Annotated in this window: 12 protein-coding genes; 4 read left to right on the forward strand and 8 right to left on the reverse strand. The window is 33.8% G+C overall.

All coding sequences use genetic code 11. The annotated features are described in order from the left end of the window. Positions 1-95: 95 nt before the first annotated feature. The 5 genes from kdsA to SB689_RS02870 all read right to left on the reverse strand — a co-directional run bounded on the left by kdsA (position 96) and on the right by SB689_RS02870 (position 6,913). Positions 96-905, reverse strand: coding sequence for a 3-deoxy-8-phosphooctulonate synthase (kdsA, locus tag SB689_RS02850; RefSeq protein ID WP_066758312.1), 810 nt, complete (start codon positions 903-905; stop codon positions 96-98). A gap of 151 nt (positions 906-1,056) precedes the next feature. After that, complete coding sequence (locus SB689_RS02855) at positions 1,057-1,470, reverse strand: acyl-CoA thioesterase (protein WP_410690628.1); 414 nt, start codon at positions 1,468-1,470, stop codon at positions 1,057-1,059. A gap of 44 nt (positions 1,471-1,514) precedes the next feature. Further along, positions 1,515-2,042, reverse strand: a complete 528-nt coding sequence (locus SB689_RS02860; protein ID WP_410690629.1) for a DUF1697 domain-containing protein — start codon at positions 2,040-2,042, stop codon at positions 1,515-1,517. An 11-nt stretch (positions 2,043-2,053) separates the two neighbouring features. Further along, positions 2,054-3,406, reverse strand: coding sequence for a hypothetical protein (locus tag SB689_RS02865; RefSeq protein ID WP_410690630.1), 1,353 nt, complete (start codon positions 3,404-3,406; stop codon positions 2,054-2,056). 21 nt (positions 3,407-3,427) lie between these two features. Next, a complete protein-coding gene (locus SB689_RS02870) occupies positions 3,428-6,913 on the reverse strand; it encodes a DUF2723 domain-containing protein (RefSeq protein WP_410690631.1) in 3,486 nt (1,161 codons plus the stop codon). A 222-nt stretch (positions 6,914-7,135) separates the two neighbouring features. On the opposite strand from SB689_RS02870, the gene SB689_RS02875 reads away from it, so the two are divergent. The 4 genes from SB689_RS02875 to SB689_RS02890 all read left to right on the forward strand — a co-directional run bounded on the left by SB689_RS02875 (position 7,136) and on the right by SB689_RS02890 (position 12,687). After that, the gene (locus SB689_RS02875; protein WP_072406276.1) at positions 7,136-8,173 is read left to right on the forward strand and encodes a PLP-dependent cysteine synthase family protein; all 1,038 of its coding nucleotides are present in this window, start codon (positions 7,136-7,138) and stop codon (positions 8,171-8,173) included. A 73-nt stretch (positions 8,174-8,246) separates the two neighbouring features. Continuing rightward, positions 8,247-9,509: an aminotransferase class I/II-fold pyridoxal phosphate-dependent enzyme gene (locus SB689_RS02880; RefSeq protein WP_066758299.1), complete on the forward strand. Its 1,263-nt coding sequence runs from the start codon at positions 8,247-8,249 to the stop codon at positions 9,507-9,509. A 69-nt stretch (positions 9,510-9,578) separates the two neighbouring features. After that, positions 9,579-10,457 carry a DMT family transporter gene (locus SB689_RS02885; protein ID WP_410690632.1) on the forward strand — a complete coding sequence of 293 codons (879 nt, stop codon included), beginning with the start codon at positions 9,579-9,581 and terminating at the stop codon, positions 10,455-10,457. A 40-nt stretch (positions 10,458-10,497) separates the two neighbouring features. Continuing rightward, complete coding sequence (locus tag SB689_RS02890; protein ID WP_410690633.1) at positions 10,498-12,687, forward strand: B12-binding domain-containing radical SAM protein; 2,190 nt, start codon at positions 10,498-10,500, stop codon at positions 12,685-12,687. A 247-nt stretch (positions 12,688-12,934) separates the two neighbouring features. Here SB689_RS02890 and SB689_RS02895 read toward each other — a convergent pair whose 3' ends face one another. The 3 genes from SB689_RS02895 to atpD all read right to left on the reverse strand — a co-directional run bounded on the left by SB689_RS02895 (position 12,935) and on the right by atpD (position 15,675). Then, positions 12,935-13,756 (reverse strand): hypothetical protein, encoded by an 822-nt coding sequence (locus SB689_RS02895; protein WP_410690634.1) that lies wholly within the window; start codon positions 13,754-13,756, stop codon positions 12,935-12,937. 79 nt (positions 13,757-13,835) lie between these two features. Next, positions 13,836-14,117, reverse strand: a complete 282-nt coding sequence (locus SB689_RS02900; protein ID WP_066758288.1) for a FoF1 ATP synthase subunit delta/epsilon — start codon at positions 14,115-14,117, stop codon at positions 13,836-13,838. A gap of 49 nt (positions 14,118-14,166) precedes the next feature. After that, complete coding sequence (atpD, locus tag SB689_RS02905) at positions 14,167-15,675, reverse strand: F0F1 ATP synthase subunit beta (protein WP_410691280.1); 1,509 nt, start codon at positions 15,673-15,675, stop codon at positions 14,167-14,169. Positions 15,676-15,854 lie beyond the last annotated feature (179 nt).

The following is a 15,854-nucleotide window of genomic DNA, read 5'->3' on the forward strand; positions in this document are numbered from 1 at the left end:
AAAATGATCTTTATATAATATTTTCTAAATTTTGCCTATTAAACCAAAACTTTGAAAACAATTTAGATAAGTAGTAATGTATTTTTCTTAAAGAATTACAGAATCGCTTCTCTTACTCTTGTCAGTTTTTGTAAAAGATCTTCTAGTAAATCAAGTCTCAACATATTGGCTCCATCTGATAATGCAGTTTCCGGTGTTGGGTGGGTTTCGATGAAAATTCCATCTGCTCCTACTGCGATTCCTGCTTTTGCAACAGTTTCGATAAGATCCGGTCTTCCACCAGTAACTCCTGAACTTTGATTTGGCTGTTGAAGAGAATGCGTAACATCCAGAATAACAGGCGCATATTCTCTCATTGTAGGAATTCCTCTGTAATCAACAATTAAATCTGTGTATCCAAAAGAATTTCCTCTTTCAATTATAGCAACTTTCTGATTATCAGAGTCTGTAATTTTCTGAACGGCAAATTTCATTGATTCCGGAGAAAGAAACTGTCCTTTTTTCAGAGAAACACATTTTCCTGTTTTTGCTGCAGCAATTAATAAGTCTGTCTGACGTACCAAAAATGCCGGAATTTGCAGAACATCAACATATTGAGCCGCCAAAGCAGCATGTTCGTTCTCGTGAATATCTGTCGTTGTAGGAATATTAAAAGTTTCACCCACTTTTTTAAGGATTTCCAAAGATTTTTCTTCTCCAATCGTCGTAAAAGAGTCTACTCTACTTCTGTTGGCTTTTTTGAAGCTTCCTTTGAAAATGTAAGGAATGTTATATTTATTGGTTAATTCAATTACTTTTTCGGCAATTCTTAATGCCATGTCTTCGCCTTCAATAATACAAGGTCCGGCAATAAGGAAAAAGTTTTTGGAATCTTTGTGATGAATATTATCTAAATACTGAATCATTTTATTGTAAATTAAAAGTTCAGTAAAAATACTTATAAAGTTTCAGAATCGGAAATTATTTAAGGGTTTTACCACAATCTCTCCTTCGCTGATTATAATTCAGTATTCCAAAGAATTTAAAAACAAGAAAAATTTACTCCGTGAGATTTATTTACTCTAAAACAGGAGCATTTTCAATGATCGTTTTTAATGTTTCCGGAATAAATGGTCGTCCTCCTGTTGCGGGAACACATGTACCTGAAAAAACAGCTTTTGTTACCACTTTATTATTCAAAATGATAGATTGCTTAAAGTGTAATTTAGGAATATTATTTTTGTCGCGGTGCAATTCACATGTTACTGTTATAACATCATCTTTCTTTAATGATCTTAGAAAGTTGATCGTATATTCAGATAAAACCATATTTATTCCGTTTTTTGCTTCAGTTTCCAGATTAAAGCCTAAAACTTCGTCAATAAAAGAATGTCTGCAGTACTCCATATAAAACGGATAATATAATCCATCCATAATTCCCTGTACATCAATATGCTCATCCTTAACCGTGTATTCCTTTGAATATTTCATAATAATCTATTATTAGCTGACAAATATAATTAACCGTGAATAATTTAGTTCATCTTTTTAAGAATCTTCTCAAAAGTATTGATATTCCTGCTTGTAAACTGATCTTTCAGGCTTTTTTTACCTAAAATTTTTCCGAAAGTAGAATCTAATGTATTTCCTTTGGGAACCTGCCAATAGAAAATATTATTGACGATTTCTCCTTTTTCGTCTTCTGTTTTTGCAGCGTTTTCAAACTCTTTCATTAAAATATTTTCAACTTCAGAACTTCCTACAAATGTGTAAATATGCAAGTTTTCATTCTTTTCAAATGGATTGTTGTTCCAAAAAGATTCTGTTTCTTCCTGAGATTTAATAAATAAAAATGCTTCATAGGAAAAATGCTCTGACATTGCTTTCTCAAGGATTTTCTTTAAATCATCCGCTTTTTTATCAGACGAAAAAACAATATTTCCCGAAGCTAGAATTGAACCAATATCCTTCATTCCGGCATCTTTGAAAACCTGACAAACGTCTGCCATTTTCATGTTGGTTCCTTTTACATTCACGCCCCGAAGAAAAGCACAGTATTTCATAGTTTAAGTTTTTACCAATAATAATTGCCTATAAGCTGCATTCCGAACGTCTGCAATAAGCAAAGAATGTATAAGACTTTAAGAGTTCTGTTGTTATTTAATTCTTTCAAAAATAACAGAAAAAACGGTACGATATACAAACAAGCTCTCGCTGTTTCTCCCGTTCCATAGGCACCTGTAAGGAACATCACTCCTAAAGCTGCAATTCCAGCGAATGAAAAAATATTAACCTGCTTATCTGAAAATAATCCTAAATTTTCATTTTTAAAGCTAAAAAATAATGCCATATAAGCAAAAGAAAGGAAAATCAGAATCTCTCCAATATCCTCCAATCTTGTAAAGAAATATACTATTGGCGAATGTAATAACATAAAACCATTTGGGTTTTCAGAATGGCTGGCTTCTCTGAAAGTTTCCCAATGATTGCTTCCTGTAACTTCATAACTTCCGTAGAAGAAAGCAACCGTTAAAACGAAACAAATGACTGAATTAAAGAAAACAGAATACTGCTTTTTATACAATGTCACCAATACTAAAAGTCCCAGAAATGCAAATAGAAACAATCCTGAGAACGTCAGCATATTGGTAAGAATTAATCCCGAAACACTCATTAAAATTCCTAAAAAGCTTAGTTTATTTTTAATGAAAATCGTAGAAATTCCGCATAAAAATAATAAAGTTGTAGCCAGAACTAAACCGTCAATAGAAACCAAAAGATAGATATTTACTGATGGAATTACAGCGAATAATATCAATAAAAATTTCCTTTTTGTTTTATCAAATCTAAAGTTTTTCATCAATAAATTCATTAACGGAAAACTACAAAGTGAGATTACCAGAAATGAAAGGCTTAATCCTAATATACTTCCATTAAAAAGTTCAAGAAAAGCATAGTGAATCAAAGTTGTATAAGGCGGATGCGTGCGTGTATGCATCTGGAAAGACTCTAAATTATGGTTGAAATTCAATATCCATAATCTCCAATCTGTAATGTTGATGGCGTCGGCGTAATACTGTCTTCCTTTGAGGTAGAAAGGCTGCAAAAATGCAATATCTACATTTCCCTGTCCCATATTCCCAAATACGATTAATAACGCACAGATCATGTAGATGGCAAAGAAATTGAGCTTCTGGTGATATTGGTAAGCCAAGAGCCCTGTACCCAAAAATAATAGGCAGAATAAACTGCCTATTATTAGAAATGAGGATGGATAGATTACCGAAAACGGAAATAAAAGATTGTTTCCGGTAAATACCACATATTTATTTATTAAAAATACCGCTACAGCTAAAAATATCCATGTAACGATTGCTATTAAAAAAACAGTAAAGGGAAAATTTGTTTTTTTTAAAATATTCATCATTTTTTCAAAAATTCGTTTTGATTATTGTGTTGCTTTGATAATTGACGTTGTGATCTGCTCTTCTTTTTCTTTTGAATAGGTAGAATCAAAAGGCTGCATAACATCAAATAAATATTGATAGAAAGGCGTTATTTTTTGAACATTTTCAGATTCTTTCATCGCTTTTTCTTTACCCATTTGCTGAAGATCTTTCACAAAACCATTGAACTTTTTATCAATCGGTTCAATTGATTTTACAAGGTAATCATAAGCTTTATCCTTCTGTCCGATTTTCACATAAGCGTCTGTAACCCCTGAAACAACTAATGAATATTCCATTGGTTTTGTTCTCATTTGTCTTCTTACAAACTGCTGCTCGTAAGGAGTAAGGCTTAAATAATAATCATACTCTTCAAAGATTCCTTTCTTAAGAGTTTCTGCTAATTTTAATGCTTTTTGCTCTTGTCCGGCAACGATATATCCGTAAACCATTGAACTTAAAGAACGAGGATCATTGTATTTTTCAGCAGGAATTTCTTTAGCAGCTAAATCTAATAATTCAATCGCTTTTGCCTTTTGTCCGCCTAAAGCCAATGCTGATGCAGCTCTACTTGCAGAACTTCTGTAGCTCATAATGTTAGAGGTTGCAGTCTCATCAAAATGAACATTTAAGTTCTTGAAATTACCCCATCTGAAGTTTTTCACTACGTTATATAAAGAATTGGCATCTACTCTTCCCATTTCCCCATCCGGAGTCTGTGGCGTATGAATAGGAACTAATCTGTAGCTGAAACCGTCAAACTGAAGATATTCATCAAGATAGAAAATATTTTCGCTGTCATAAATACCTCCTGAAGAGAAGTTAATCGGTCTTTTCCAATCAAAATTAGCCAAAATATCAAGCATAATTAAGTTGTTTTTGAAAAGCGTATTTCCTTTATAACTAATCATGATCTGATTTGCCGTGTTCGGAAGATCAGCCTGATTGATGATTCCGGCTCTTAAAGCGTTGTCTTTATTTACAGGTAAAATGAATTTGTTAACCGGAAGAATATTATATTTTTCAAATTTCTCTTCTCCGAAATACATTTTTAAAAGTTCGTCTTTTGTTGCAGATTTTTGTTTGATAAAGGTCATTGCCTCTTTCATCGTCATTGAATCCTGAGTAAGATATTTTCTAAATTCTGCAAACTCAGTTGCTGGTGCGCCCTGCTCTTTTAACATTGAGAAAATTCCTTCCCAATCATCTTTTTTCATCAGATAAATCTGATCATTCACGCCATCTCTGTAGTCATCGTGTGTCAATTGACTTGGAATAGCATTCGCGTTGTATGTTTTTCTCTTGATTTGATCGATATTCCAAGGAGTTGAAGCTAAGGTGAAGTTGACCACTTTTACATCATCTCTGAAATTTTCAGTCTCCTGAATTGCCCAAACCGGATATGTATCATTATCTCCGTAAACAAATAAAATATCTTCTTTCGGTAATGATTTTAATACTGAATAAGAATAATCGTAAGCTGTATATCTATTGCTTCTATCGTGTACATTATAGTTCTGGAAGCCCATCATAAAAGGAACCCCTAATAAAACTACTCCTGCAACAATATTTGCGACATTAGATTTTACTTTAGCCTGAAGGAACCATAAAATTGCTCCGGCTCCCATCCCAATCCAGATTGCAAAAGCGTAGAATGAACCTACCATTGCGTAATCTCTTTCTCTTGGTTCGAAAGGTTTTACTCCTGTGTAGAAAACAATTCCGACACTTGTTAATATAAATAAAGATAATATCGCGTAAAATCTTCCGAAGTCTCTGTTTAATTGGAAAAAGAATCCTATTAAACCTAAAATTAATGGTAAAAAGAAAAACGCAACCGTACTTTCATTTTTGAATTTTGCAGGCATTGCATCCTGATTTCCTAATCTTGCATTATCTATTGCAGAAATTCCTGAGATCCAGTTTCCTTTGGTATCTTCATAACTTCCTTCAAGGTCGTTTTGTCTACCTACAAAGTTCCACATCAGGTATCTTACAAAGTAATATCCGTTCTGGAAAGTGAAGAAATAATCCATATTCTGAGCCAATGAAGGCTTCTGAACATTGATCAAATTATAAGGTTTTACCTTTAAATAATCTGCTGCTGTGATGCTTTTATCTTCATATTTACCTCTCAATTCGTCAAAGATCTGCTTAGCCTGAGGGCTATCTGCAACATCTTCGTTTGCATAATTAAAAGTAAAATCCGGAGCTCCGTACATAGAAATGTAATTTGCCATTACATCCTTATCTTCATTAAACATTCTCGGCATTAAACTCACCTGAGACTTACTGAAAACATAATTGAATCTGTCCCCAGTTTTTCTGTATGTCCCTGTTTTTTCGTCTTTTTCGTAAATATCTCCGGTTTTAGTTGTCTTGAAACTTCCGTCTTCATTTTTTTCAATTCCGTTCGCATCAAGGAAAGCTGTATAGTTTTGACCATAAATTGTTGGCCAATCCCCATACTGAACTCTGTTATAATAATCCAACATACCAATCGCCGTATCAGGATCGTTAAGGTTCATTGGAGGATTTGCATTCGCTCTGATAGGAATTACCATCCAACAAGAAAAACCAATCATCATATAAACTACAGAAAGCGCAGCTGTCTGATAAATATTCTTTTTTGCTCTTCTGGCATATTTAATAATGAAATAGCAGATCGCCACCATTAAAATAAACGCAACAATAGTTCCCGAATGGAAAGGAAGTCCTAAACCATTAACAAAGAAAATCTCCAACTTACCAAACATTGACATAATCAATGGGAAGATAATTTTGAAAACTATAATTAAAATTCCTAATGTGATTGCATTAGCCCAAATGAAATTTTTCCAAGTGAACTTATAATTTCTAGCATAATATACCAAACAAACTGCAGGAATCGCCAACATACACATCATGTGCACCCCAACAGACATTCCTAAAATAAAGAAAATAAGGATGATCCATCTTTCATTATCAACTGCTTTGTACTCATTTTCCCATTTCGTGATCAACCAGACCAAAAGTGCTGTAAACATAGAAGCCATCGAGTAAACTTCCCCTTCCACCGCCGAAAACCAGAATGTATCTGAGAATGTGAAGCATAAAGCTCCTACCATTCCGGCAAACAGGATAGAGATTTCCTGATGTTTCGTAATTTCTTCAAAATCCTTATTCAGAAGTCTTCTCACAAAATGTGTGATCGTCCAGAATAAGAATAAAATCGTTAACGCACTAAACAATGCAGACATTGCATTGATTACAATAGAATAATTTTCACCTTTTCCAAATGCAAAAATGGCTGCCACAGCACCCACTATCTGAAATAAAGCCGCTCCGGGAGCATGCGTTACTTCTAATTTTACTGCAGAAGAAATGTACTCACCACAATCCCAAAAACTAAAATTAGGTTCAATAGTTGACAAGTACGTGAAAAATGCAATGACGAAAATCACCCATCCTAAAATGGTGTTCCATTGCCTAAAAGTCCAATTTTTCATAGTATTAAATCAATTACGCGAAAATAAGGCTTTTATATGATTCTGTGTCGATTTTAACAAAATTTAAAAAAAATGGCGCAGTATTTGCGAACATAGTAGAGCTAGATTGCAAAAGAAAGAAAGAATATTTAGTAAACAATGCTTACAAATCAAACAAAAGTTTAGAAATTATTTATTTTTTTGTATTTTTGCGGTCAGATTTTTATTGAAAAATAACAAATAATGAGTAATGTTTACGATAATATCCTTGGCCTAATAGGGAACACGCCTATGGTGAAGCTAAATGCTGTGACGAAAGATATTCCTGCAACCGTTTATGCCAAGTTAGAATCATATAATCCTGGACATTCCACTAAAGATAGAATCGCACTTCATATTATTGATAACGCTGAGAAAAAAGGTTTATTAAAGGAGGATTCTGTAGTGGTTGAAACCACATCAGGAAATACCGGATTTTCTATTGCAATGGTTTGCATCATCAAAGGATACAAATGTATTCTTGCGGTAAGTGACAAAACCAAGCCGGAAAAAATTGCTTATCTTAAAGCACTTGGAGCTATTGTATATATATGTCCTGCGAATGTACCTGCGGACGATCCAAGATCATATTATGAAGTAGCAAAAAGAATTGCTTCAGAAACACCAAATTCAGTTTATATCAATCAGTATTTTAATGAGTTGAATATTGATGCACATTATCAAAGTACTGGACCTGAAATTTGGGAGCAAACAGAAGGTAAGATCACTCACCTTTTTGCATGCACTGGAACAGGTGGAACATTATCCGGTTCGGCGAAGTTTTTAAAGGAAAAAAATCCCAACATCAAGATTATTGGTGTTGATGCTGATGGTTCTATTTTAAAAAGTTACCACGAAACAGGAGAGATTCACAAAGAAGACGTTCATCCTTACCAGATCGAAGGAATGGGAAAAAATTTGATCCCTTCTGCCCTGCTTTTTGACAAAGTAGACGAATTTGTAAGAGTGAATGATGAAATGTCTGCCTACAGAACCCGTGAAATCGCTTTAAAAGAAGCAATTATGGGAGGTTATACAACGGGAGCAGTAACTCAGGGATTAATACAATATGCACAGTCTCACGAATTTTCTAAAGACGATGTTGTTGTTTTAATTTATCCTGACCACGGTTCAAGATATATCACCAAAGTTTACAGTGATAAATGGATGGCTGAGCAAGGTTTCGTTAATAATTGTGTACACAACTATGATGAAGTTTTCAAGACAGAATTCATTAAATAAGAATAAATAATTTTATACAAATCAAGCCTTTTTTGTAGATTACAGAAGGCTTTTTTACTTAAATATTAATAAAATGTTAGATATTTTTGATCGTATTAAACAAAATCCAGGTCCATTGGGACAATTTGCAGATTATGCAGAAGGATATTTTGTTTTCCCAAAATTGGAAGGTCCGATTGGTCCAAGAATGAAATTTCAGGGTAAAGATGTAATTTTCTGGAGTGCCAATGACTATTTAGGTCTTTGCAACCATCCGGAGGTTTTAGAAGCCGATGCAAAAGCTGCCGCAGAATACGGAATGTTTTATCCGATGGGCGCAAGAGCAATGTCTGGTGAAACTCAACAACATCAACAATTAGAAAAAGAATTGGCAGAATTCACTCAAAAAGAGTCTGCTTATCTTTTAAATTTCGGTTACCAGGGAATGGTTTCGGCTATTGATGCCTTGGTTACAAGACACGATGTAATTGTTTATGATGCTGATTCTCACGCTTGTATCGTAGATGGAGTTCGTCTTCATATGGGAAAAAGTTTTACGTTCAAACATAACGATATTGCAAGTTTAGAAAAAAACTTGGCAAGAGCAACCAAAGTAGCCGAAGAAAACGGAGGCGGAATTTTGGTGATCACTGAAGGTGTTTTCGGAATGAGAGGAATGCAGGGGAAACTGAAAGAAATTTGTGATTTAAAATCAAAATTCAATTTCAGATTGTTGGTAGACGATGCACACGGTTTCGGAACTTTGGGTAAAACCGGAGCTGGAGCAGGTGAAGAGCAAGGTTGCCAAGATCAGATCGATGTATATTTCTCAACTTTTGCTAAATCTATGGCAGGTTTCGGAGCATTTCTTTCAGGAGATGAAACGATCATCAGATTCTTAAAATACAATCTTCGTTCTCAGATTTTTGCTAAATCTTTAACAATGCCAATGGTAATCGGAGGTTTGAAAAGATTGGAATTATTGAGAACCCGCCCGGAAATTAAAGATAAATTGTGGGAAAACGTAAATAAACTTCAGAGTGGACTAAAAGAAAGAGGTTTCAACCTTGGAAACACAAACACTTGTGTAACTCCTGTCTTTATTGAAGGAACTACGATTGAAGCTACTCTTTTAGCAAAAGATTTAAGAGAAAATTACGGTGTATTTACTTCAGTTGTTGTATATCCGGTGATTCCAAAGGGAATGATTTTATTAAGATTAATTCCTACAGCTTCACACACAGATTCAGAAATTAATGAAACTTTAGCTGCTTTTGACGGCATCAAAGAAAAATTAAATTCAGGAGCCTACGCAGAAATGGAAAAGCAAATGAACATCGAGTACAAACAAATGTAATTTCGATATCATCATATAATACAAAAAAACCACTGATCATTTTCAGTGGTTTTTTATAAAATAAGAGTAATGAAGATTAAGGGTTATGCTTTAGGAATTATTTCAGCGGTTTCATATGGTTTGATTCCGATTTTTATCTTGCCTGTGAAGCAAGCACACTTTTCGTTAGATATTACTTTATTTTATAGATTTTTATTTTCAGCTTTAATGATTGGCGGATATTTACTCTATTCTAAAGAGAATCTTTCTATCAATAAAAAAGAAGGATTAATTTTAGCCGCATTGGGAACATGCTATGCATTTTCTTCCGAACTTTTATTTTTAGGATACGATTATCTCACAGCCGGAATTGCTTCAACCGTACTTTTCATTTATCCAGTCATAGTAGCATTGATCATGTTTTTCTTTTATAAAGAAAAGCTTACAAAACTTTCCATTTTATCCTTATTTTTTGCTTTTACAGGCGTAATTATTTTATGCTTAAAAGGAAAAGGCTTGGAAATTAATTATGCAGGATTAGGAATTGTAATGTTAAGCTCTTTATTTTATGCACTTTACATTATCATTGTCAATAAATCAAATATTAAAGTTTCAGGGTTTAAGCTTTCCTTTTATTCCATGCTTTTTACTTCAGGATTTTTTATGATTAAAGCATTGGTCGGAAAAGAATCTTTTGAAATTCCATCAACAGCTGTTTTTTTTAACCTGACAGTTTTTGCGTTTCTTACAACCGTTATCTCAACTTTATGTTTGGTGTATGCGATTAAAAGTATTGGTTCTACTCCTGCAGCAATTCTGGGAGCTTTAGAACCAGTAGTTGCCGTGATGGTGAGTGTTATGATTTTTCATGAAAAATTTACCTTTAATTTATTCATCGGAATTTCGTTAATTCTTTTTGGAGTCATACTTAATGTTCTGGCGGGAAGTAAAAAAATTGCCCATTCATAAAATTTAAAATATTTAAAATAACTTTACAAAAAATTTACTGTTGAAAGATCTGCTTCTTATCACTCCGCCTTTTACCCAACTTAACACTCCTTATCCCGCGACGGCTTATATCAAAGGTTTTTTGAATACAAAAAATATTTCAAGCTATCAGATCGATTTGGGGATTGAAGTTATTTTGGAGTTATTTTCAAAAGACGGAATTCAGAAAATTTTCGATACAGAAATTGATCTTCAAAATATTTCAGAAAATTCTCAGAGAATTTTTGCTTTAAGAGAAGAATATTTAAAAACAATAGATCAGGTTATTTCCTTTTTACAGGGTAAAAATCCTACGTTGGCCAGACAGATTTGTTCAATGAATTTCCTTCCCGAAGCTTCCCGTTTCAATCAATTGGATGATATGGAATATGCTTTCGGAAATATGGGACTTCATGATAAAGCTAAGCATCTGGCTACCTTATATTTAGAAGATTTATCTGATTATATTGTTGAAAATGTAGATTCAGATTTTGGTTTCAGCAGATATGCGGAACGTTTAGGAAAAAGCGCCAATTCCTTTGATGAATTATATTTAAAACTATCAGATAATCAAACATTTATTGATGATTTTACTTTAAAAATTCTTCAGGAAAAAATTGAATCTGTTCAGCCAAAATTGATCTGTTTTTCAATCCCTTTTCCTGGTAATTTATACTCATCTTTTAGATGTGCAAAGTTCATCAAAGAAAATTATCCTCACATCAAAACAGCCATGGGAGGCGGTTTTCCGAATACAGAATTACGAGAAATCAAAGACCAAAGAGTTTTTGAATTTTTTGATTTTATTACGTTGGATGATGGCGAACTTCCGATTGAATTGCTTCATGAAAACATCAATATTGAAGTTGAAACAGCAGAATTTAAGCGAACTTTTTTAATTGAAAATCAAGAAGTTACTTATAAAAATAATTCTAAAAGACACGATTACAAGCAAGCAGATATTGGAACTCCTGATTATACTGATTTACAGCTAGATAAATATATTTCTGTTATTGAAATTGCCAATCCGATGCACAGCTTATGGAGCGACGGAAGATGGAATAAATTAACAATGGCGCACGGTTGCTATTGGGGAAAATGTACTTTTTGTGATATTTCTTTAGATTACATTAAAATTTACGAACCCATTTCTGCAAAAATTTTGGTTGACAGAATGGAGGAATTGATTGCTACGACAAGCGAAACAGGATTCCATTTTGTGGATGAAGCAGCTCCACCCGCTTTGATGCGAGAAGTTGCACTGGAAATTCTAAGAAGAAATCTTGTCGTGACTTGGTGGACGAATGTTCGTTTTGAAAAAAGTTTTACGCGAGATCTCTGCTTTCTATTAAAACTTTCCGGTTGTGTTGCCGTTTCGGGTGGACTTGAAGTTGCAAGTGATCGACTGTTAAAATTAATTGACAAAGGAATTTCTGTAGAACAGGTTGCCAAGGTTACAAGAAACTTTACTGAAGCTGGAATTATGGTTCATGCTTATTTGATGTATGGTTACCCTACACAAACCATTCAGGAAACGATTGACTCCTTAGAAATGGTTCGACAATTATTCGAAATGGGAATTCTACAAAGTGGATTTTGGCATCAGTTTGCAATGACTGCCCACTCGCCTGTCGGATTAAATCCCGAGGAATTTGGAGTTACTCCAATAAAGCAGGAAATCTTATTTGCCAATAACGATATCGATTTTACAGACAAAACCGGAATCGATCATAGCAAATTTAGTTTTGGTTTAAAAAAATCTTTATTCAATTATATGCATGGAATTAATTTTGAAATTCCGTTAAATGATTGGTTTGATTTTAAAATTCCAAAAACAACGATTCATCCCGATTATATTCACGATTGTCTTTTGGAAGAAGATGATTTTAAATTTAAAGGAAATTCAAAGATTGTTTTTCTGGACAAAAACGTAATCGCTGAGAATTACATAAAAACAAAAAAGCAGAATTCATGGGCGTATACACAACTTACATTCCATTTAAAAACCAATATAGTAAAAATAGATTTGGAGCAGGAAAAAGCAGAATGGCTGATAAAAACGCTTAAAGAAAATTCTACTGATAACGCGAAAAAAATTACACTTCAACAATTGAAGATTCAGTTTGAAGAAAATTTAGAAGACTTTGAATTATTTTGGTTTTCAAAACCAATGCAGCAGCTTAAAGATAATGGAGTGGTTTTGAGTTTGTAAACTTTGAAAGCTATCTTTTTTAATAACTTTTATACATAAAAAATATAACATCAAGTTTGTAATTCCGGTAGGAATCTAAACTCCAATTTTAGTAAAATTATGTTGAGATTCCTACCGGAATAACAAAGTGAATGGAAAAATAAAACTCTTGAAAATTAATTTTCAAGAGTTTTTTATAGATTTTGGCTAAAGCCAATTGAATTTATTCCTTATTTAAACGGGCTAAAGCACGTTCCTATTGATAACCTTATTTTTGAACACCATCTTTTACAACCTCTCCTACAGTTACTTTGTCCTGAATCTTAATAAAACTAGGATCCATAATTGCCATTCTTTCTGCGATAGCTTTGTAGGTAGGAAACTTTAGAATTGAAGCTCTTCCAGACATTTCCCTGTAAAGCGTGAAAGTCTTTCCACCAGCAGTTTTAATCTGTTTTGTTGTTGTAATATACTTTCCAATGTATTTACTTTTAGCATCATAGATCTCAATATCCAAAAAAGATTTCTCAGAAACGGTATCATCAGAGCCGAAACTTACCGGTAAATTGGTAAAATATCCTACCGGAACTCCATTGCTGAGGATTTCACCAACATTATTGATCTCAATTTTCAGTCTATCAATTTTACTTCTTGTTGTGTAAGCATCTTTGGTTTTAGAATCAAGCTTTCTTTTAGGTGGATTTTTAAAAATGTCATCTAAATTTTTAATATTGATTCCTCTTTCGTCGATAATTTTCAATCCTTTTATTGAAGTGTATACTGCCGATTTTTCTTCACCCGAAAATGCAGATGGCGAAATATAATCCAGATCCAGTGTTTTATCTCTGTTATAAACACGATTGAGGGTAACGTAACTATCTCTTACAGAATCAACTATACCTTTATCAATAAACTGCATTGTGTAAATAGGAGTTTCCTTTAAATCTAAAAAAGTATATTCATTTGATTTATTTGAAATTTTTGCAACATGCACTCCGTCAAGACTTACAATTCCTCTTTTAGTTTTAATACTTTGGGCATTCAGGAAAACACTCAAAATTGTAAACAACATGATCATATTTTTCTTCATAGAATCAGATTTTTACATGACATAAAAAAAGTGTAACCAAAGTTACACTTTTTGAAAATATATTTAGCTTTTCATTTAATTATTCGCAAAGGATAATTCCTTTATTATGATTAAATTCTACAACACCGCTTTTGATTGAGTAAGAAAAAACAGAGTCTTTCTCATTTTCTTTAGTTAAGTTTTTAGCAAAAGCATTATCAATAGATTGAGCAAAAAGCTTTACTTTACCGCCGATTAAAGAAGAAACAATTCCTGCGTGGTTTTTCATGATGTGAAATTCACCATCTTTTCCAGGCAATAATACTGAGTCTACTTCTCCTTCAAAAACTACGTATTCTGGTGTTAAAATTTTTATATTCATATTTTTAAGGCTTTAGGCTTTAAGCTTTAGGCATAAAGCGTTCAAAAATTTAAGCGTTATCAGCTAACATTTTTTGTCCTGCTGCGATAGCTTCTTCGATAGTTCCTTTCAAGTTGAAAGCAGCTTCTGGTAAGTGATCTAATTCACCGTCCATAATCATTGTAAATCCTTTGATAGTATCTTTGATATCTACCAATGATCCTTTAAGACCTGTAAACTGTTCAGCTACGTGGAAAGGCTGAGATAAGAATCTCTGAACTTTTCTAGCACGGTAAACAACAGATTTATCTTCTTCAGAAAGTTCTTCCATACCAAGGATCGCGATAATATCTTGAAGCGCTTTGTATCTTTGAAGAATTTCTTTTACTCTCTGAGCACAGTTATAATGCTCTTCACCGATAATTTCCGGAGCCAAGATTCTTGACGTTGAAGCCAATGGATCTACTGCTGGATAAATACCCAATGAAGCAATTTTTCTATCTAGTACTGTCGTTGCATCTAAGTGAGCAAACGTTGTTGCCGGAGCCGGGTCAGTTAAGTCATCCGCAGGTACGTAAACCGCCTGTACTGAAGTAATTGAACCATTTTTAGTTGAAGTAATTCTTTCCTGCATCGCACCCATTTCAGATGCCAATGTTGGTTGGTAACCTACCGCAGATGGCATACGACCAAGAAGTGCAGATACCTCAGAACCAGCTTGTGTAAAACGGAAGATGTTGTCTACGAAGAAAAGTACGTCTCTACCTTGTCCAGTTTCACCTCCATCTCTGTAATACTCAGCTAATGTAAGACCAGAAAGTGCTACTCTAGCTCTTGCTCCTGGTGGCTCGTTCATTTGTCCGAAAACGAATGCAGCTTTAGATTCTTTCATAGCTTCTAAATCTACTTTAGAAAGATCCCAACCTCCGTTTTCCATAGAGTGCATGAAATCATCACCGTATTTAATAATACCTGATTCCAGCATCTCTCTCAAAAGGTCATTTCCTTCTCTCGTTCTTTCACCTACTCCGGCGAAAACAGAAAGACCTCCGTGTCCTTTTGCAATATTGTTAATCAACTCCTGGATCAATACTGTTTTACCTACACCTGCACCACCGAACAAACCAATTTTACCTCCTTTTGCGTAAGGCTCAACTAAGTCGATTACTTTAATACCTGTGAATAAAACTTCTGCAGAAGTTGAAAGTTGATCAAATTTTGGAGCTGGTCTGTGAATTGGAAGACCACCTTCCTTAGAAATATTTTGAAGCCCGTCGATAGCATCACCAACAACGTTGAATAGTCTTCCGTTCACGGCATCACCGATTGGCATAGTAATAGGATTTCCGTATCCGATCACATCCTGCCCTCTTTGAAGACCGTCTGTAGCATCCATTGCGATACATCTTACAGTATCTTCACCAATATGTTGTTCTACCTCTAAGACTACTTTTTCACCGTTTCCTTTTGTAATTTCCAATGCATCATAAATACTTGGAATTGCTTCCACATCTTTAAATACTACGTCGATTACAGGACCAATAATTTGAGAAATTTTTCCTTTAATTTGGTTTGCCATTGCTAAATTTTTTCTTGGTGCAAATATAATGATTCTTACCAAACCCGCAATTGCTAAAAAAAAGATTTTTATCATGCTTTTCGTATTAAACAAAAGGAATCAGGATTTAGGATTGAGTTGAGATGACTTGTATCTAAAATTGCAGATTTTGGGTCTATATTTAAATATTTAACAATTAA

The sequence above is a fragment of the Chryseobacterium sp. SIMBA_038 genome, from assembly GCF_046535115.1.
Classification (GTDB): domain Bacteria; phylum Bacteroidota; class Bacteroidia; order Flavobacteriales; family Weeksellaceae; genus Chryseobacterium.

Bases quoted from the DNA above. Each gene is read 5' to 3' on its own strand.
- kdsA (WP_066758312.1), bottom strand. From the start codon at position 905: ATGATTCAGTATTTAGATAATATTCATCACAAAGATTCCAAAAACTTT.
- SB689_RS02855 (WP_410690628.1), bottom strand. From the start codon at position 1,470: ATGAAATATTCAAAGGAATACACGGTTAAGGATGAGCATATTGATGTA.
- SB689_RS02860 (WP_410690629.1), bottom strand. From the start codon at position 2,042: ATGAAATACTGTGCTTTTCTTCGGGGCGTGAATGTAAAAGGAACCAAC.
- SB689_RS02865 (WP_410690630.1), bottom strand. From the start codon at position 3,406: ATGATGAATATTTTAAAAAAAACAAATTTTCCCTTTACTGTTTTTTTA.
- SB689_RS02870 (WP_410690631.1), bottom strand. From the start codon at position 6,913: ATGAAAAATTGGACTTTTAGGCAATGGAACACCATTTTAGGATGGGTG.
- SB689_RS02875 (WP_072406276.1), top strand. From the start codon at position 7,136: ATGAGTAATGTTTACGATAATATCCTTGGCCTAATAGGGAACACGCCT.
- SB689_RS02880 (WP_066758299.1), top strand. From the start codon at position 8,247: ATGTTAGATATTTTTGATCGTATTAAACAAAATCCAGGTCCATTGGGA.
- SB689_RS02885 (WP_410690632.1), top strand. From the start codon at position 9,579: ATGAAGATTAAGGGTTATGCTTTAGGAATTATTTCAGCGGTTTCATAT.
- SB689_RS02895 (WP_410690634.1), bottom strand. From the start codon at position 13,756: ATGAAGAAAAATATGATCATGTTGTTTACAATTTTGAGTGTTTTCCTG.
- SB689_RS02900 (WP_066758288.1), bottom strand. From the start codon at position 14,117: ATGAATATAAAAATTTTAACACCAGAATACGTAGTTTTTGAAGGAGAA.
- atpD (WP_410691280.1), bottom strand. From the start codon at position 15,675: ATGGCAAACCAAATTAAAGGAAAAATTTCTCAAATTATTGGTCCTGTA.